This is a genomic window from Enterobacter chuandaensis (genome assembly GCF_003594915.1).
GTDB lineage: Bacteria > Pseudomonadota > Gammaproteobacteria > Enterobacterales > Enterobacteriaceae > Enterobacter > Enterobacter chuandaensis.
In genome coordinates this window covers 446,420-461,539 of sequence record NZ_QZCS01000002.1, presented here as the reverse complement: position 1 = coordinate 461,539, position 15,120 = coordinate 446,420, and the positions used below count along the sequence as shown (strand labels likewise).

Below are 15,120 nucleotides of genomic sequence, written 5' to 3'. Positions count from 1 at the left end.
CATGCTGGAACAAATGGGCGCTGCCGCGAAGGCCGCCTCTTACAAACTGGCGCTCCTTTCCAGCCGCGAGAAAAACCGCGTGCTGGAAAAAATCGCTGATTATCTGGAAGCTCAGTCCCAGGACATTCTGCTCGCCAACGAGCAGGATTTGCTGGAAGCGCGTCGTAACGGTCTGAGCGAAGCGATGCTCGACCGTCTGGCGCTGAACCCGGCGCGCCTCAAAGGTATCGCCGACGATGTCCGTCATGTCTGTAATCTGGCCGACCCGGTAGGGCAGGTAATTGACGGTGGACTGCTCGACAGCGGTTTACGTCTGGAGCGTCGCCGCGTGCCGCTCGGCGTCATCGGTGTGATTTATGAAGCCCGTCCAAACGTGACGGTCGACGTCGCTTCCCTGTGCCTGAAAACCGGTAACGCCGCCATTCTGCGCGGTGGGAAAGAGACCTGGCGCACCAACGCCGCGACGGTAAAAGTCATCCAGCAGGCGCTGGAAGAGTGTGGCTTACCGGCGGGTGCCGTACAGGCGATCGAAAGTCCTGACCGCGCGCTGGTCAATGAAATGCTGCGTATGGACAAATACATCGACATGCTGATCCCACGCGGTGGCGCGGGCCTGCACAAGCTGTGCCGAGAGCAGTCGACCATTCCGGTCATTACGGGCGGTATCGGCGTATGCCATATCGTGGTGGACGACAGCGCCGAGATTGAACCGGCGCTGAAGATTATCGTCAACGCCAAAACCCAGCGTCCAAGCACCTGTAACACCGTGGAAACGCTGCTGGTGCATCAGGGGATTGCGAGCACCTTCCTGCCAGCGCTGAGCAAACAGATGGCGGAAAGCGGCGTGACGCTGCACGCTGATACTAACGCGATCGCGCTGCTTCAGGATGGCCCGGCAAACGTTGTTCCAGTAAAAACGGAACAGTATGACGACGAGTTCCTGTCACTGGATCTGAACGTGAAGATTGTTGCCGATCTCGACGACGCCATTGCGCACATCCGTGAACATGGCACGCAGCACTCTGACGCCATCCTGACGCGCACGCTGCGCAATGCCGATCGCTTCGTGAACGAAGTGGATTCCTCTGCGGTATATGTGAACGCCTCTACCCGCTTCACCGACGGCGGTCAGTTTGGGCTTGGCGCAGAGGTCGCTGTCAGCACGCAGAAACTGCACGCGCGCGGTCCGATGGGGCTGGAAGCACTGACCACTTACAAGTGGATCGGCTTCGGTGACGATACGATTCGTGCGTAAATAGTCACGGGTGATGCAAAAATAGCCGTTTGATTCAAAAGGGCATTGACGCGTCACCCGGATAGATCTAACCTTTTGCCCCGTGGTTACATTCGTAACTGGCCTTTCAGGGCCGATATAGCTCAGTTGGTAGAGCAGCGCATTCGTAATGCGAAGGTCGTAGGTTCGACTCCTATTATCGGCACCATCTCAACTTCTTCAAACGTCCGTATTAGTCCATAACACATCTGATTTATAACGTTTTTTATTCTTTTAAGTCCATGGGTGTCCGTAACCATCCAGTAGAATCCGGTACTGAATGTGTATAGGATTGTGTATATGTTCCTGTTCGGTCCGGATTTCTATACACATGCCTTTAAACGATATGCAGATTCGCCGCGCTAAGCCTGAAGCTAAAGCCTATACACTTGGAGATGGGCAAGGGCTGTCTTTGCTTATAGAACCTAATGGAAGCAAGAGTTGGAGGTTCCGTTATCGTTTTGCCGGTAAACCAAAAATGATCTCGCTGGGTGTGTACCCGACGATCACACTTGCCGATGCGCGTTCTCGTCGCGACGATGCCCGAAAACTGGTAGCCGAAGGAAAGAATCCGAGCGAGGTTCGAAAAGAGCAAAAGCTTGCTTTACAAACGGAATCCGAGAGCGCGTTTGAAAAGATAGCCACAGAATGGCATCAGATGAAGTCTACCAAATGGTCAGAGGGCTATGCCTCAGACATAATGGAAGCGTTTCAGAACGACATTTTTCCTTATGTAGGGGAAAGACCTGTCGGCGAAATTAAGCCTCTAGAACTGCTTAATGTGCTGCGTAAAATTGAGAAACGCGGTGCGTTAGAGAAAATGCGGAAAGTTCGACAGCGTTGTTCAGAGGTATTTCGTTATGCGATAGCTACAGGAAGGGCTGAATTTAATCCTGCAGCAGATCTCTCTAGTGCTCTCGAAGTGCATCAATCAAATCACTTCCCGTTCCTAAAGGCTGATGAAATACCTGATTTTCTGCGTGCTTTAAACGGTTACACCGGAAGTCGGATTGTCCAGATAGCCACAAAATTACTCATGATTACTGGCGTTAGAACCATCGAATTACGTGCGTCCTTATGGTCAGAATTTGATCTAGATAACGCTATTTGGGAAATTCCTGCGGAAAGGATGAAAATGCGTAGGGCACACCTTGTGCCATTGTCGACTCAAGCGTTAGATTTACTCAATGAACTCAAGATCATGACAGGGAACTATCGTTATGTTTTTCCGGGACGGAACGATCCGAACAAGCCTATGAGTGAGGCGAGTATAAACCAGCTTATCAAAAGGATTGGTTATGGCGGAAAACTTACCGGGCACGGATTTAGGCATATGATGTCTACATTGCTGCATGAGCAGGGTTTTGATTCATTTTGGATCGAGATTCAATTAGCCCATGTCGATAAAAATAATATTCGCGGAACTTATAATCATGCGCTGTATTTAGAAAAGCGAAGAGATATGCTTCGGTGGTACTCTTCTTTTATAATGGAGCACGAAAATGTATATTGATAATGTATATTTAAAGGGATTTAGGAACTATTCCGATAGTTTCATTAAATTTAATCATTCAACTCTTATTATTGGTAGTAATGACATTGGTAAGACAAACCTATTGTATTCATTAAGGATTTTGTTAGATAAGAGTTTTTCAGATTTAGATTTAGAACCTAAAAATAGCGATTTCCACATTGATGCAAAAGGAAATCAATGTGAAGAGTTAGAAATAATAATTAATTTTCGTGAGGTAAAAGAGGATGCCGTTCTCTCTAAGTTAGCGGGGTATGTCAGTGAGGATGCGCAAACATACATCAAATATAAAGCGCACAGAACTACTCTTGATTACAAATTATATATAGGGCACAAAGAATCCGAAATGGATGAGATTAGTGGTAGATTTTATCTTAAATATCTAAATTTACGCTATGTGAATTCACAACGAGATCTTGCTAAATATATATCTACAGAGAAAAAACATTTACTTCGGCTTGCTCAAGAAATGAGAAGCGAGGAGCAGGTTAGGAAGGATGAAAATACTTTAAATTCATTAACTGATTTACTAAATGATGTTAATAATAAGGTAAAAGAAATAAGCTACGTTTCGACCGCTACGGAAGAGTTAAATGATGAGTTGAAGAAATTATCATATAACAATGAAAAGGTTTCTGTAATGCTCGATTCTGGAGCAATTGGTGTTGATCAGTTTATTGAAAAATTAGAATTAAGTTCAAATACAAATGGCAAAAAGGTAATGCTTGGAGGGGATGGATTCAATAACCAAGTATTGCTTGCATTATGGAAAGCCAAGAGTGTACGCGAACATGATACTGAAAATGAAGTGGTTATATATTGCGTTGAAGAACCTGAATCACACCTTTATCCGCACCAACAGAGAAAACTATCTGAGTATTTAATTAGTAAATTGCCGGGGCAGTCACTAGTTACTACTCATTCTCCACAAATTGCCGTTAATTATTCACCGGATTCGATAATTAAAATTTGCTCTTATAACGGCGAATCTTACGCAGCAAGTGAAGGGTGTTCTGATTGTATTAGTGATGCTTGGAGTGGAATGGGATACCGGATGAGTATACTCCCAGCAGAGGCATTCTTCGCTAATGTCGTATTTTTGGTCGAAGGACCTTCTGAAATGTTGTTTTATCAGGCTCTTGCAAAAGAGTGCCAAATTGATCTGGATTTTTTTAATATAAGCATATTATCAGTTGATGGCGTTCAATTTGAAGTTTATAGGAAAATACTTGATGCTTTCGAGATTAAGTGGGTTGCTCGTACAGACAATGATTCGTCTAAAGTTCCAAAGAAAAAAGAGTGGCAATATTCAGGTTTAAATCGAGCTTTGGTTCTATGTGGTATGAAACCACTAAAGAATGAATTAATGGAAATATCTCAAGTTCAAAGGATAGAGAAACATAAAGTTTATAAAGATGCACTTAAACGTAATAATATATTTGTTTCAATTAATGATCTCGAAGGTGATATTAGCGTTGAGTTAAGTAAGCAACTGAAAGAATATGTAGGTGTTGATAATGAGGAAATTGCTGCTGATTATCTAAGGGGGAAAAAAGCAATAAGAATGCAAGAGTTCTTGAGAGAATACTCTCATGCACTTAAAACTATTTCAACAGGTGAATTAATTCAACCCCTTTTGACTGCCGTAAAACTAGCTACAGAGGAGTTGAAATGATAAATTTTACCCATGAGCAAAAAGTTGCAATAGATTACCCATATAGTATGGTACTGACGGCTTGTCCTGGAAGTGGGAAAACAGCAGTAATCGTAGAGAAGATTGTCCGTGACTTAGCGGGATGCAAGGAATATCAGGGCGTTATTGCTATATCGTATACTAACAAAGCAAGCGATGAACTGAAAAAGAGATGTTTAAAGGCTACACCAAACTCAAAATCAAGCTTTTTTGGGACAATAGATAAGTTTTATTTGACCGAAGTGATTTATCAATTCATTAAGCAATTATGGGGAGGAGTTGATGATTTACATGTAGTTAAGTTTAACGAGCTAAATTCTTCTGAACAAGATAGGCTTTCTGCTTTCTTTAATGTCGAATCCATATGTGAAAAGATTGATGAGTATGATTTTAAGGATGTTAAGGAACTATACGCTAAGGGTATTCTAATACTGGAGTTTATACCATTACTTGCATTTTATATATTGTGCAACTCGTTATCGTGTCGCCGTTATATCGCTAAAAAATACACCTCTATATATATTGATGAGTATCAAGATGCTGGATTTGTCCAACATCTTCTTTTTCTTTTGCTTTTCGATCTTGGAATAAAAGCAGTTGCAGTTGGTGATGTTGACCAGTCCATATATTTATATGCGGGTAAAAACTCAAAATACTTAACCTCTTTACTGGATAAAAAAAGTGGGTTCACCCCTTTTAAAATAACTATAAATCATCGCTCACATTCATCTATAGTTAATTATGCTTCTCGACTATTGAATGAAAACTCTGATTTGTTAATTACTGATGAAATTCGTGTCTACAGAAAGCTTGTTAATGGTACTCAGCGTGAAATAGCTAAGTGGATTGATATTAATATTAACAACATTAAACAGAAATTCAATATTTCAAAAGAAAAAGAAATAGCGATACTTACTGCAACGAATAGTTCTGTCTCTTTAGTATCTGGCCTTATAAATTCTAAAGCAAGAGCATATCTTGATGATGAGCTATCTGTGCTTGGTGGAGAAGTATCTCTTTTGTTAAAGAGCCTTTTAAATTATCGTTTTAATAAAATAATTACAGCACAGGCTATCATTGATAGTTTAAATCACAAGGTACTAGAGCGAAATACAATAAGGAAAATGCGGGGTGTTATTAGAGAGGTTAGGGATTCTGATGATGACCAACTTATTCCAGCTTTACGTAAGGCAATAAGATTATTAATCAGTGGTGATATTTCAGCTCGCCATATTGATGCCATTAACTCAATTTTACACAATAAAATGATGCTAAATAATTACTTGCCAGTGGGTGATGATGAGTTACAAATAATGACTTTACATAAAGCTAAAGGACTAGAGTTCGACTTTGTTTTTCATTTAGATCTTTATGATTGGATATTACCACGGAGAGAGTATATAAAAGGTTGTTTTGATGAGGTTTTTTCGCAATATGAGCAATGCCTGAATCTTCATTATGTTGGGGTCACTAGGGCAAAAAAAGCTGTGGTATTAATAAATTCTACCGAGCGTTTAAATTACCAAGGGGAATTAAAAAAAGCGAAACCTTCTCAGTTCTTGTCACTAAAAGGACTTGAAGGTCTGTATAAAAAAATTTAATTACGTATCTTAGCGCGCAATGCTTTCCCCGCCACGCCTGCCCGCTTAAGGGGTCGCTTTTAATGCAGGTGCAAAGGCGGCCTCAGGCCGCTCCGGGACTGGCGCTGGTCGGGAGTACAGGAGCGGGAAAACGCATGCAAAACCATGCACCCTTTGGATGCATGGCTTAATTCGGGAAAAATTGCGGGAATTACGGGGATTTTTTGACAGGTTACTGCGCGGCCAGTTCGGCGCGTCGACGGGCGTAAATCATGTTCTGTACAGGGGTGAATTTTTCACGATTATCATCCCGCGAAGGCGCGTCAGGCCTGTATCCGATGGCCGTTAAAATGTTGTTATCCTGTGCAGAATAATTAATTTCATTTTCTGCGGTCAGCCAGACGGAAAGAGCTTCTCTCAGGTAAGTGACTGAACGGTCAAGCGCGCGATTTTTTATCATCGCGGGCTGGTTTTTAATCCCCATCAGCTCCGGTGCCAGTGCGGCGGCCAGCTCCGCGCCGTTCTGCTGCATAAAATCATGCAGCCGGTTACGGATGCTGATGCGCTGCACCTCCTCATGCGAGAAGATGTAGCGACCGGCGGCCTGATTAACTTCCCATTTTTTTACGTCAATCAGGTCACGCAGCGTCTGCAATCTGCGGGAGCCTGATGCATTGTCATCCAGCAATAATTCCTGATATTCCTGCATTGCGGCGGCCAGTTCGGTTTTACGGTTCAGCCACGCGGTTTTGTTCGTCTGACAGGCGTCATAGGCCTGCTGTAAGGTCAGGGTGGTCACGGGTTGTCTCTCCTGATTAATGGCGGAACGGCGAGCTGTAGCAGCCTTTTACCCGACGGGGTGCCACGGGGACTGTCGGCACCGGCGCGGGTTTCTCATCGATGACCGGCGAACGTATCACTTCAAAGATGGACTCATGCGTTTTGAATGTCGCCGAGCAGTGCACATTCTGGCACTGCAGGTAACTCTCTTTGACGCTGTCAGACATATAGCGGCTGGTGCGAACGTGGGCCGCAGTGCGGCAGAAAGGACAGCGCATCATGACAGTAACCCCCGTGCTTTCAGGTCAGCTTCACGTTCCCGCATTTTTTCCTGCCAAACCTTACGCTGGAGGGGTGTGGCCGCAACGTCATGTTCCATATGCGGCAGTGTGGAAGCCGACAGCCCTGTTTTAAACAGCACCGGTTCATCGGTCAGACGGATATTGCAGCCCTTTACGGCCTGTTCAAGCCACGCTTTCACCTGCTGCATTACAACTTTTTCCGGTTCGATATATCCCTGATGCCCGGTGGTATTAGCAAGCGGATTATTCAGAACCAGTATGTTGAGTTTCATTGCTCTGATGAGGGCACCGCAGCTTTCACGCAGGGCAGCATCGAGTTCATGCTCTGCATACTGACTGAGGACGCCGTGATGTGCCTGACGGTATGCTCTGGCCGTGCGGTCACAGGCTCCTTTGAGCCTGTCCAGCTCAAAAGACAGTACCTCGTTCATGCTGTCACATTCCTGCGCCAGTTCCCGCCGTGCCACGCGCGCCAGATGGCGTTGTTTCAGCTCGTCGGTAATGACAGCACCACCTGCACGAAAGGCGGCGCGCCATGCGCCGGAATCATTGCCGTTTTCCTGCTCCAGTTCATTTTTTTGCGTTTGCACCTGGCTGATGGCCGTCGTGGTTTCATCCATACGGCTGGCATTGGCGAGATGCGCCGAGCGGGCAGTCTCAAGGCGTTCCATTGCGGGTTTAAGGTAGTCGGGAATAACAGCGGTCTGAGTCATGTCGGGTCTCCTCTTCGTTTCAATCTGAGGAGATTCTGCCGCGCCAGACACAACAACACGATTCATTGCCGTTGTGGCAAAAATGGCACAAACAGACCTTAAAACCCGGCTGGCCAGAGAAAGGTCTCAGGAAAACCTTACTCACTGTTTGTTTTTTACTAATAACTATTCACTACTGTTCACTTTGAGAAAAAAGATAAGTAATACAGTTAATTAAAGGGTGAACAGTTGAAGGTCAGACTGTTCACCGACTGTTCACTACTGTTCACCTTTCTGATTTTTACCGGCTTGCTTTTTTAGACTTTATTTCGATTAAAAAATGAAAATATATAAATAAAAGTAATCAGGAATGGGCCACCAGTTTGCCAGCGTTTACCAAAAGATGGCCAACGTTTGCCACTGTATAAAAATCGTTCTGTTGTGTGGTGAAGCACTACAAAATGACTTGTTGCCCTGCGTAAAAATATTCACAAAATAGAGAGCTACCCGAAGCCGGACGGACACGACCGGCACTGTATGGACTTTGTGAGGTAGCCCGATGCACACCGCTTTTTCTTCCCCGTCTTCTGCTCCTGCCGCGCCGCTGATGCCGGTTTCTGATACCGTTCACGAGCGCTTTATCCGTCTGCCCGAAGTGATGCATCTGTGCGGCCTGTCCCGCTCGACCATTTACGACCTCATCAGCCGGGAAGCTTTCCCGAAACAAATCTCCCTCGGCGGAAAAAATGTGGCGTGGGCGCAGTCTGAAATTACTGCATGGATGGCGGATCGCATTGCCGAACGTAACCGGGGCTATGACGCATGATGATGACCGTTCAGCAAACAGCCCCTTTTTCTGGCTTGCTTCTTTTCGTCGTTTCCAGGTATAGTTTTCCCGCTGTCGCAAAATCGGCAGCCGGGATTTGCAGCCCGTGTAACTTATTGGCGACACAACACGCGCCGAGCGTGTTTTTTTATGTCGTTGCTCAGACACACCTATTTTTCGGGCTGTGGTGCTTACACCGTGGCTCCTGTCAGATAATGGTGGTCCGGGCGGGGCAGCCTTCGGGCTGGCCGGTTTCCAATAAGGCCGGTACTGCAAACCCCGTCCGGGCTACCACCCATGAGATTTGCAGCTCTGGTGGTGGCGATAACCGCTACTTATTGGAGGTTGCCACTATGGCTACGACCCTCACCCCGTCACACCCGCAGTTTGTCTTTGTGTTTGCTGCCGTCCGTCGCGCAGACCGTAAACCCCGTATCTGTATGCTTCGCACCGTTGCCGGTGATGAACACGCCGCACGTCTTTCCCTCGTTCGCGATTACGTCCTCTCGTTTGCTGGCCGTCTGCCGGTTGCGGAGGTGCGCGCATGAGACACACCACCATTACCGCCCGGGACCTCGAATGTCTGGAGCATATGCGCAACGTCGGCCAGCTCGTCGGCGACCTGATGCAGGTGCAGGACTGCGCGACCGTTAGGCGTGACCCTGCGCAGCAGTTACAGCTCACCTCTGTGATTTACCTTATGACCGTCCAGCTAGACGGTGTGGTCGAGCGCTGCAATCAGCAGTGGCTGACCGGGGAGGGAAATGTATGAAAAAGCCATTACCACTCGTATTACGCGCCGCGCTGTATCGTCGTGCCGTGGCCTGTGCCTGGCTGACGGTATGCGAGCGTCAGCACCGCTACCCGCAGCTCACCCTCGACGTGCTCGAAAGCGCCATTGCTGCCGAGCTGGAGGGCTTCTACCTGCGCCAGCATGGCGAGGAAAAAGGCCGTCAGATTGCCTGTGCACTGCTGGAAGATTTAATGGAAGCCGGACCACTCAAGGCCGCGCCGTCGCTGTCCTTCCTCGGGCTGGCCGTGATGGATGAACTCTGCGCCCGTCATATCACCGCACCGGTACTGCACTGAGGGAGAAAATAACAATGAAAATGAATGTAACGGAAACCGTAAAACAGGCGTGCGGCCACTGGCCGAACATTCTCCCGGCGCTGGGGGTGAAAGTGATTAAAAACCGCCATCAGTCCTGCCCGGTATGCGGCGGCTCTGACCGTTTCCGCTTTGACGATAAAGAGGGGCGAGGCACATGGTTCTGCAACCAGTGCGGCGCAGGTGACGGGCTTAAGCTGGTTGAGAAAGTATTTGGCGTGTCGGCCTCCGAGGCCGCCGGAAAGGTGAACGCCGTGACCGGCAACCTGCCGCCGGTTGCCCCGGAAGTGATTGCGGCCGCAGAAGCAGGAACGGAGGTTGCCCGCAAAGCGGCGGCCGCGCTGGCCGTAAAGCTCATGGAGAAAACCCGACCGGCCAGCGGCAACGCCTACCTCACCCGCAAGGGATTCCCCGGTCATGAGTGTGTCATGCTGACGGCCACACACAAAACCGGCGGCGTGACGTTCCGCACCGGTGATATGGTTGTCCCGCTGTATGACGATGCCGGGGCGCTGGTTAACGTTCAGCTTATTAATTCTGACGGTCTCAAACGCACCCTGAAAGGCGGGGCGGTAAAAGGAGCGTGCCACACCATCGAAGGGAAAAAGCAGGCGGGAAAACGCCTGTGGATTGCGGAGGGCTATGTGACCGCGCTCACCGTGCATCACCTGACCGGGGAAACCGTCATGGTGGCGCTGTCCTCCGTGAACCTCCTTTCTCTGGCGAGCCTTGCCCGACAAAAACACCCGGCCTGTCAGATTGTGCTGGCCGCCGACCGCGACCTTAACGGCGACGGCCAGTTAAAAGCCGCAGCGGCCGCAGACGCCTGTGAGGGTGTTGTTGCCCTGCCGCCGGTGTTCGGTGACTGGAATGATGCGTTTATGCAGCACGGCGAAGAGGCGACGCGGAAAGCGATTTATGACGCCATCCGGCCACCGGCTGACAGTCCTTTCACTACCATGAGCGAGGCGGAATTTACCGCCATGAGCACCAGTGAAAAATCGATGCGGGTGCATGAACATTACGGCGAAGCGCTGGCCGTGGATGCGAACGGCCAGCTCCTGTCCCGCTATGAGGCCGGTATATGGAAAATCATTCCGCCGTCGGATTTTGCCCGCGACGTGGCCGGGTTGTTTCAGCGTCTGCGCGCGCCGTTCTCGTCGGGGAAAATTGCTTCAGTGGTGGAGACCCTGAAACTGATTATTCCGCAGCAGGACGCCCCGGCACGGCGTCTGATTGGCTTTCGCAACGGCGTACTCGATACCGCCACCGGCACATTCAGCCCGCACCATAAATCGCACTGGCTGCGCACACTCTGTGATGTCGATTTTACCCCGCCGGTGGAGGGTGAAACGCTGGAAACTCACGCCCCGGATTTCTGGCGCTGGCTCGACCGCGCCGCCGGTGGCAGGCCGGAAAAGCGTGACGTGATTCTGGCCGCGCTGTTTATGGTGCTGGCGAACCGCTATGACTGGCAGCTCTTTCTCGAAGTGACCGGGCCGGGTGGCAGCGGGAAAAGTATTCTGGCCGAAATTGCGACCATGCTTGCCGGGGAAGATAACGCCACGTCGGCCACCATCGAAACGCTGGAATCACCACGTGAGCGCGCGGCGCTGATTGGCTTCTCACTAATACGCCTGCCTGACCAGGAGAAATGGAGCGGTGATGGGGCAGGGCTCAAGGCCATCACCGGCGGTGATGCGGTATCGGTCGACCCGAAATACAAGGATGCGTACTCCACCCATATTCCGGCGGTGATTCTGGCCGTGAACAATAACCCGATGCGCTTTACCGACCGCAGCGGCGGTGTTTCCCGTCGCCGGGTGATCCTGCATTTCCCGGAACAGATTGCCCCGGAGGAACGCGACCCGCAGCTCAAGAACAAAATCGCCCGTGAGCTGGCCGTGATTGTGCGCCAGCTAATGCAGAAGTTCAGCGACCCGATGACCGCCCGCGCACTGCTCCAGTCGCAGCAAAACTCCGACGAGGCGCTCAGTATTAAACGCGAAGCCGACCCAACCTTTGATTTTTGTGGTTACCTTGAAGCGCTGCCGGAGCCTGAGGGGATGTATATCGGCAATGCCAGCATTATTCCGCGTCAGCCGCGCCTGTATCTGTATCATGCCTATCTGGCGTATATGGAAGCCCACGGCTACAAAAATACACTCAGTCTCACCATGTTCGGCAAGGGGCTGTCAGCGATGCTGAAAGAGTATGGACTGAGTTATGAGAAGCGCCGTAAAAATCAGGGCATACAGACCAATCTCGCGCTAAGGGAAGAAAGCAACGCCGACTGGCTACCGAGATGTGATGACCCCACAGCGAAATAACCTGACCTGACCGGCAATCGCCGGTCTTTTTTTACCTGAAAAACGGCAAAAGTGAACAGTAAAGTGTTCACTGTTCACCAACCATTCACCGCATAACTAAATGATTTTTATAAACAAAAGCACACGGTGAACAGTGTGAACAGTTTTTCTAAAAAAAAGTTTTTTTCTGTTATTTAGTTCGTATGAAAAATGAACGCACCCGTCAATGTGTATAGTGGTGTGTATAGGAATGTTTTTCGATTTTATTTTTATAAATAAAATCATTATGTTGATGTTATTTGTCGGTTCCTATTATCGCACCATCTTTTAAAAAAGCCCTCTAAAGTATCAGCCATCAATTTCCTCTGACAGCTCCGATAATCCATCACACATCTCCTGCAACTCATTGAACATCCTTGCCACATGGAAACCATCGCACACGGAGTGATGGACCTGCACCGCGAGCGGCAACAACACTTTTCCATCCTGTTCGTAGTATTTTCCAAACGTGAACATCGGGGTAAAAAAGTTCTGCATATGAGCAATGTTCATATTAAAGTTAGTAAACGTGACCCAGGGAATAGACGAGACGAAAAAGACATTTTCCCGGGATTCTTCCTTCGGCCAATAAGAAAGGTTATTTCCATAGCGTGCAACGTCTTCTGAATAAGTGTTCTGGAAGTGATGAATATTGCCATCATAGTGACTCCATAATGACGAGAAGGTCTCCGTTTCATCATGGAAAATGGTATAGCTTGGATGAATTTCATTCCATATAACCAGCTCATTGTCCTTCATAGCCATACGGAACTCGGCATGCCGGTTCATGATTTTAGAAAGAAGGAAAATGATTGTCGGGTAAAACTTCCAGCCAACCTTTTTAATATGTTTTCGCAATGCGGTAATATCAATCAGAACCGTTTGATTAATTGTACATTGAGCAAATGACTGAAAAACTTCAAAGTGCTCCTTCCTTGCCCAACGAGACATGTCAACAGGCGTATATTCTGGCGTTGTTTTTTTCATTATTTAACCTTTGATGATGCAATCATTGACAAGTGTCCTGGCCAGAAACGGTCTCAAATCCTTTGCAACCGCATCTGATCTTCTCGTTAACCTCGGGATGTGGTTTTCCGAACAGGTATCCCTGCACCAGATCGCAGCCAAGTGCCTGAAGCCGTTGAAGTTGCTCTTCAGTTTCAACCCCTTCTGCAATGACCCTCATATTAAGGCTCTTTGCCATACCGGTAATCAGTTTGACGATATTAAGCGCATTATCTTGCGTAGAGATCGAGTTCACAAAGGATTTGTCTATTTTAATTTTATCAAAATTAAGTTCACTCAGCCTTGAGAGTGAAGAATATCCCGTACCGAAATCGTCGATGGAAATTTTTACACCCATTGCCCTTAGCTTTTTGAGAATAGTGAGCGGCGTATTGCTATCGCTGAAAAGTGAAGACTCTGTCACCTCTAACTCAAGGCGGCCAGCCGGTAACCCTGTCTCTTCCAGAATAGACTGTACCATTGTCGTAAACGATTTGGTGCCCAACTGAACAGGTGAGACGTTCACTGAGATCCGCGCCGGAACCGCCCAGGAAGCCGCTTCCCGGCAGGAAAGCTCAAGTACCATTTTTCCTATCTCATTGATCATGCCGGTTTTTTCAGCGACAGAGATAAAATAATCAGGTGAAAGAATGCCCTTTACCGGGTGCATCCAGCGAATAAGCGCTTCATAGCCGTAAATGTCTTTGCTGAACGAATCGACAATCGGCTGGTAATAAACAACGAATTCATTTCTGTCGAGCGCCAGCGCCATATCATGTTCAAGGGTCCGGCTTTCCTGCAATTTTTCCAGCATCCACTGACGAAAGACTTTTATCTGGCGTGAGCCTTCATTTTTAGCTTCGTAGAGCGCCAGGTCGGCAAATTTATAGAGATAATCAGAACGGCGTTCATTATCGGATAAAACGATCCCCACACAGGTGGCGATTTTAATGAGTTGATTATTAATCGAGTAGGGCTGGCTGATATAATCGCTGATTTCTTTAGCGCGCGAAACGGCAGCGCTTTCGGTCAAGCCGCTGGACAGAAGCGCAAACTCATCTCCTCCTAAACGGTAAAATGTATCTGAACCACTGCTCATGGAGGTGAGCCGTCTGGATACCTGATTTAACAATAAATCCCCGGCATCATGGCCATAGGTATCGTTAACCTCTTTGAAGCGGTCTAAATCAAATAACATCACCGTGACAGGGACGTGGTCTTTATCCGCCTGAAGATTAATTTTGTTGAGATCGTCCCAGAAGTAAAGACGGTTTTTCATGCCGGTGAGGGAATCATGATAAACATCATATTCCAGCTTAGAATTCTGAATTTGCAGCGTTTCTTTTGATAACTGCAGTTCGTCGGCAAGGCTTTTAACCTGCATATGTGCTTTGAGGATGTTTTTATTCTGATAAATCATTAAGAACCCCAGAATAAAACTCAAGATCACCAGGAGTAACGACAGTGCGGAATAAATATAATAAAGGATTTGTATTTTATTATTGGATTCATTAATCGTATTAATATCTTTTGTTAACGCACTTGAAGAGAGTTGACTGAGTGGCGCGTCGAGCAGATGCATATTAGCCAGGTATTTTTTTAACTCAGCATGGCTCATTTTTTCCAGATTACTATCCAGATAGGTAAGTATTTGCTCCAGACGCGCAGCGAGCGCCTGATGCGTTTTATCACTTTCAATATAGCGACCTAAATCTCCCCCCTTCATTAACTCACCCTGGCTGAGCATAATTTCGAGGCGCATGCGGGCCTGGTCTACCGTAACCTCATCGGTATCGGTTGCGTACAGACCAAGCCATGATTCAAATCGGTAGTACTCAGATACCAGTTGAGCCACGGACCAGGACTCAGTGTAGTGAGTCAGTTTTTGCAATTCTTGCTGACGATCGTAAACAAGAAATGCAATATATCCTGTCGTGATAAAAAGAGAAAAAATGATACCAACCAGTATCCTGTTCATTATGT

The 15,120-nt window shown here is 47.6% G+C and carries 14 protein-coding genes and 1 tRNA gene; 10 read left to right on the top strand and 5 right to left on the bottom strand.

Translation table 11 applies throughout. The features are described from left to right. Position 1: 1 nt before the first annotated feature. The 5 genes from proA (at position 2) to D5066_RS05375 (ending at position 6,098) form a co-directional block, all read left to right on the top strand. Complete coding sequence (proA, locus tag D5066_RS05395) at positions 2 to 1,255, top strand: glutamate-5-semialdehyde dehydrogenase (RefSeq protein WP_119915288.1); 1,254 nt, start codon at positions 2 to 4, stop codon at positions 1,253 to 1,255. 111 nt (positions 1,256 to 1,366) lie between these two features. Next, positions 1,367 to 1,442 (top strand) — tRNA-Thr (locus D5066_RS05390). Between the two features lie 162 nt (positions 1,443 to 1,604). Then, positions 1,605 to 2,786: a tyrosine-type recombinase/integrase gene (locus tag D5066_RS05385; RefSeq protein WP_114260541.1), complete on the top strand. Its 1,182-nt coding sequence runs from the start codon at positions 1,605 to 1,607 to the stop codon at positions 2,784 to 2,786. After that, entirely contained in the window at positions 2,776 to 4,479 is a 1,704-nt protein-coding gene (locus D5066_RS05380) for an ATP-dependent nuclease (protein WP_114260542.1), read from the top strand. The genes D5066_RS05385 and D5066_RS05380 overlap by 11 nt, the downstream gene beginning before the upstream one ends. Then, a complete protein-coding gene (locus tag D5066_RS05375) occupies positions 4,476 to 6,098 on the top strand; it encodes a UvrD-helicase domain-containing protein (RefSeq protein ID WP_119915287.1) in 1,623 nt (540 codons plus the stop codon). The genes D5066_RS05380 and D5066_RS05375 overlap by 4 nt, the downstream gene beginning before the upstream one ends. A 211-nt stretch (positions 6,099 to 6,309) precedes the next feature. Here D5066_RS05375 and D5066_RS05365 read toward each other — a convergent pair whose 3' ends face one another. From D5066_RS05365 to sid, 3 genes are read right to left on the bottom strand one after another with little or no spacing between them, the layout of a single operon-like run. After that, entirely contained in the window at positions 6,310 to 6,876 is a 567-nt protein-coding gene (locus tag D5066_RS05365; protein WP_114260545.1) for a phage polarity suppression protein, read from the bottom strand. 16 nt (positions 6,877 to 6,892) lie between these two features. Further along, complete coding sequence (locus D5066_RS05360; RefSeq protein WP_114260546.1) at positions 6,893 to 7,138, bottom strand: ogr/Delta-like zinc finger family protein; 246 nt, start codon at positions 7,136 to 7,138, stop codon at positions 6,893 to 6,895. Next, positions 7,135 to 7,872, bottom strand: a complete 738-nt coding sequence (sid, locus tag D5066_RS05355) for a capsid size-determining scaffold Sid (RefSeq protein ID WP_119915286.1) — start codon at positions 7,870 to 7,872, stop codon at positions 7,135 to 7,137. Before sid ends, D5066_RS05360 begins: the two co-directional genes overlap by 4 nt. 538 nt (positions 7,873 to 8,410) lie before the next feature. On the opposite strand from sid, the gene D5066_RS05350 reads away from it, so the two are divergent. The 5 genes from D5066_RS05350 to D5066_RS05330 are packed head-to-tail and all read left to right on the top strand — an operon-like array spanning position 8,411 to position 12,114. Then, the gene (locus tag D5066_RS05350; protein WP_000556587.1) at positions 8,411 to 8,677 is read left to right on the top strand and encodes a helix-turn-helix transcriptional regulator; all 267 of its coding nucleotides are present in this window, start codon (positions 8,411 to 8,413) and stop codon (positions 8,675 to 8,677) included. Then, the gene (locus D5066_RS05345; RefSeq protein WP_114260743.1) at positions 8,674 to 9,225 is read left to right on the top strand and encodes a host cell division inhibitor Icd-like protein; all 552 of its coding nucleotides are present in this window, start codon (positions 8,674 to 8,676) and stop codon (positions 9,223 to 9,225) included. The genes D5066_RS05350 and D5066_RS05345 overlap by 4 nt, the downstream gene beginning before the upstream one ends. Further along, positions 9,222 to 9,449, top strand: a complete 228-nt coding sequence (locus D5066_RS05340; RefSeq protein WP_115285440.1) for a hypothetical protein — start codon at positions 9,222 to 9,224, stop codon at positions 9,447 to 9,449. Before D5066_RS05345 ends, D5066_RS05340 begins: the two co-directional genes overlap by 4 nt. Further along, the gene (locus D5066_RS05335) at positions 9,446 to 9,766 is read left to right on the top strand and encodes a DUF5375 domain-containing protein (protein ID WP_114260741.1); all 321 of its coding nucleotides are present in this window, start codon (positions 9,446 to 9,448) and stop codon (positions 9,764 to 9,766) included. The genes D5066_RS05340 and D5066_RS05335 overlap by 4 nt, the downstream gene beginning before the upstream one ends. Before the next feature lie 14 nt (positions 9,767 to 9,780). Continuing rightward, a complete protein-coding gene (locus D5066_RS05330; protein ID WP_119915285.1) occupies positions 9,781 to 12,114 on the top strand; it encodes a primase-like DNA-binding domain-containing protein in 2,334 nt (777 codons plus the stop codon). A 327-nt stretch (positions 12,115 to 12,441) separates the two neighbouring features. Here the strand turns inward: D5066_RS05330 and catA are convergent, their stop codons facing one another. Both catA and D5066_RS05320 read right to left on the bottom strand, forming a co-directional pair. Further along, complete coding sequence (gene catA, locus D5066_RS05325) at positions 12,442 to 13,119, bottom strand: type A chloramphenicol O-acetyltransferase (protein WP_119915284.1); 678 nt, start codon at positions 13,117 to 13,119, stop codon at positions 12,442 to 12,444. Between the two features lie 22 nt (positions 13,120 to 13,141). After that, entirely contained in the window at positions 13,142 to 15,115 is a 1,974-nt protein-coding gene (locus D5066_RS05320; protein WP_119915283.1) for a putative bifunctional diguanylate cyclase/phosphodiesterase, read from the bottom strand. Between the last annotated feature and the right edge of the window lie 5 nt (positions 15,116 to 15,120).

Coding starts and splice junctions, on each gene's coding strand:
- D5066_RS05375 (WP_119915287.1), top strand. CDS start 4,476: ATGATAAATTTTACCCATGAGCAAAAAGTTGCAATAGATTACCCATAT.
- D5066_RS05360 (WP_114260546.1), bottom strand. CDS start 7,138: ATGATGCGCTGTCCTTTCTGCCGCACTGCGGCCCACGTTCGCACCAGC.
- D5066_RS05320 (WP_119915283.1), bottom strand. CDS start 15,115: ATGAACAGGATACTGGTTGGTATCATTTTTTCTCTTTTTATCACGACA.
- catA (WP_119915284.1), bottom strand. CDS start 13,119: ATGAAAAAAACAACGCCAGAATATACGCCTGTTGACATGTCTCGTTGG.
- proA (WP_119915288.1), top strand. CDS start 2: ATGCTGGAACAAATGGGCGCTGCCGCGAAGGCCGCCTCTTACAAACTG.
- D5066_RS05335 (WP_114260741.1), top strand. CDS start 9,446: ATGAAAAAGCCATTACCACTCGTATTACGCGCCGCGCTGTATCGTCGT.
- D5066_RS05380 (WP_114260542.1), top strand. CDS start 2,776: ATGTATATTGATAATGTATATTTAAAGGGATTTAGGAACTATTCCGAT.
- sid (WP_119915286.1), bottom strand. CDS start 7,872: ATGACTCAGACCGCTGTTATTCCCGACTACCTTAAACCCGCAATGGAA.
- D5066_RS05350 (WP_000556587.1), top strand. CDS start 8,411: ATGCACACCGCTTTTTCTTCCCCGTCTTCTGCTCCTGCCGCGCCGCTG.
- D5066_RS05345 (WP_114260743.1), top strand. CDS start 8,674: ATGATGATGACCGTTCAGCAAACAGCCCCTTTTTCTGGCTTGCTTCTT.
- D5066_RS05330 (WP_119915285.1), top strand. CDS start 9,781: ATGAAAATGAATGTAACGGAAACCGTAAAACAGGCGTGCGGCCACTGG.
- D5066_RS05385 (WP_114260541.1), top strand. CDS start 1,605: ATGCCTTTAAACGATATGCAGATTCGCCGCGCTAAGCCTGAAGCTAAA.
- D5066_RS05340 (WP_115285440.1), top strand. CDS start 9,222: ATGAGACACACCACCATTACCGCCCGGGACCTCGAATGTCTGGAGCAT.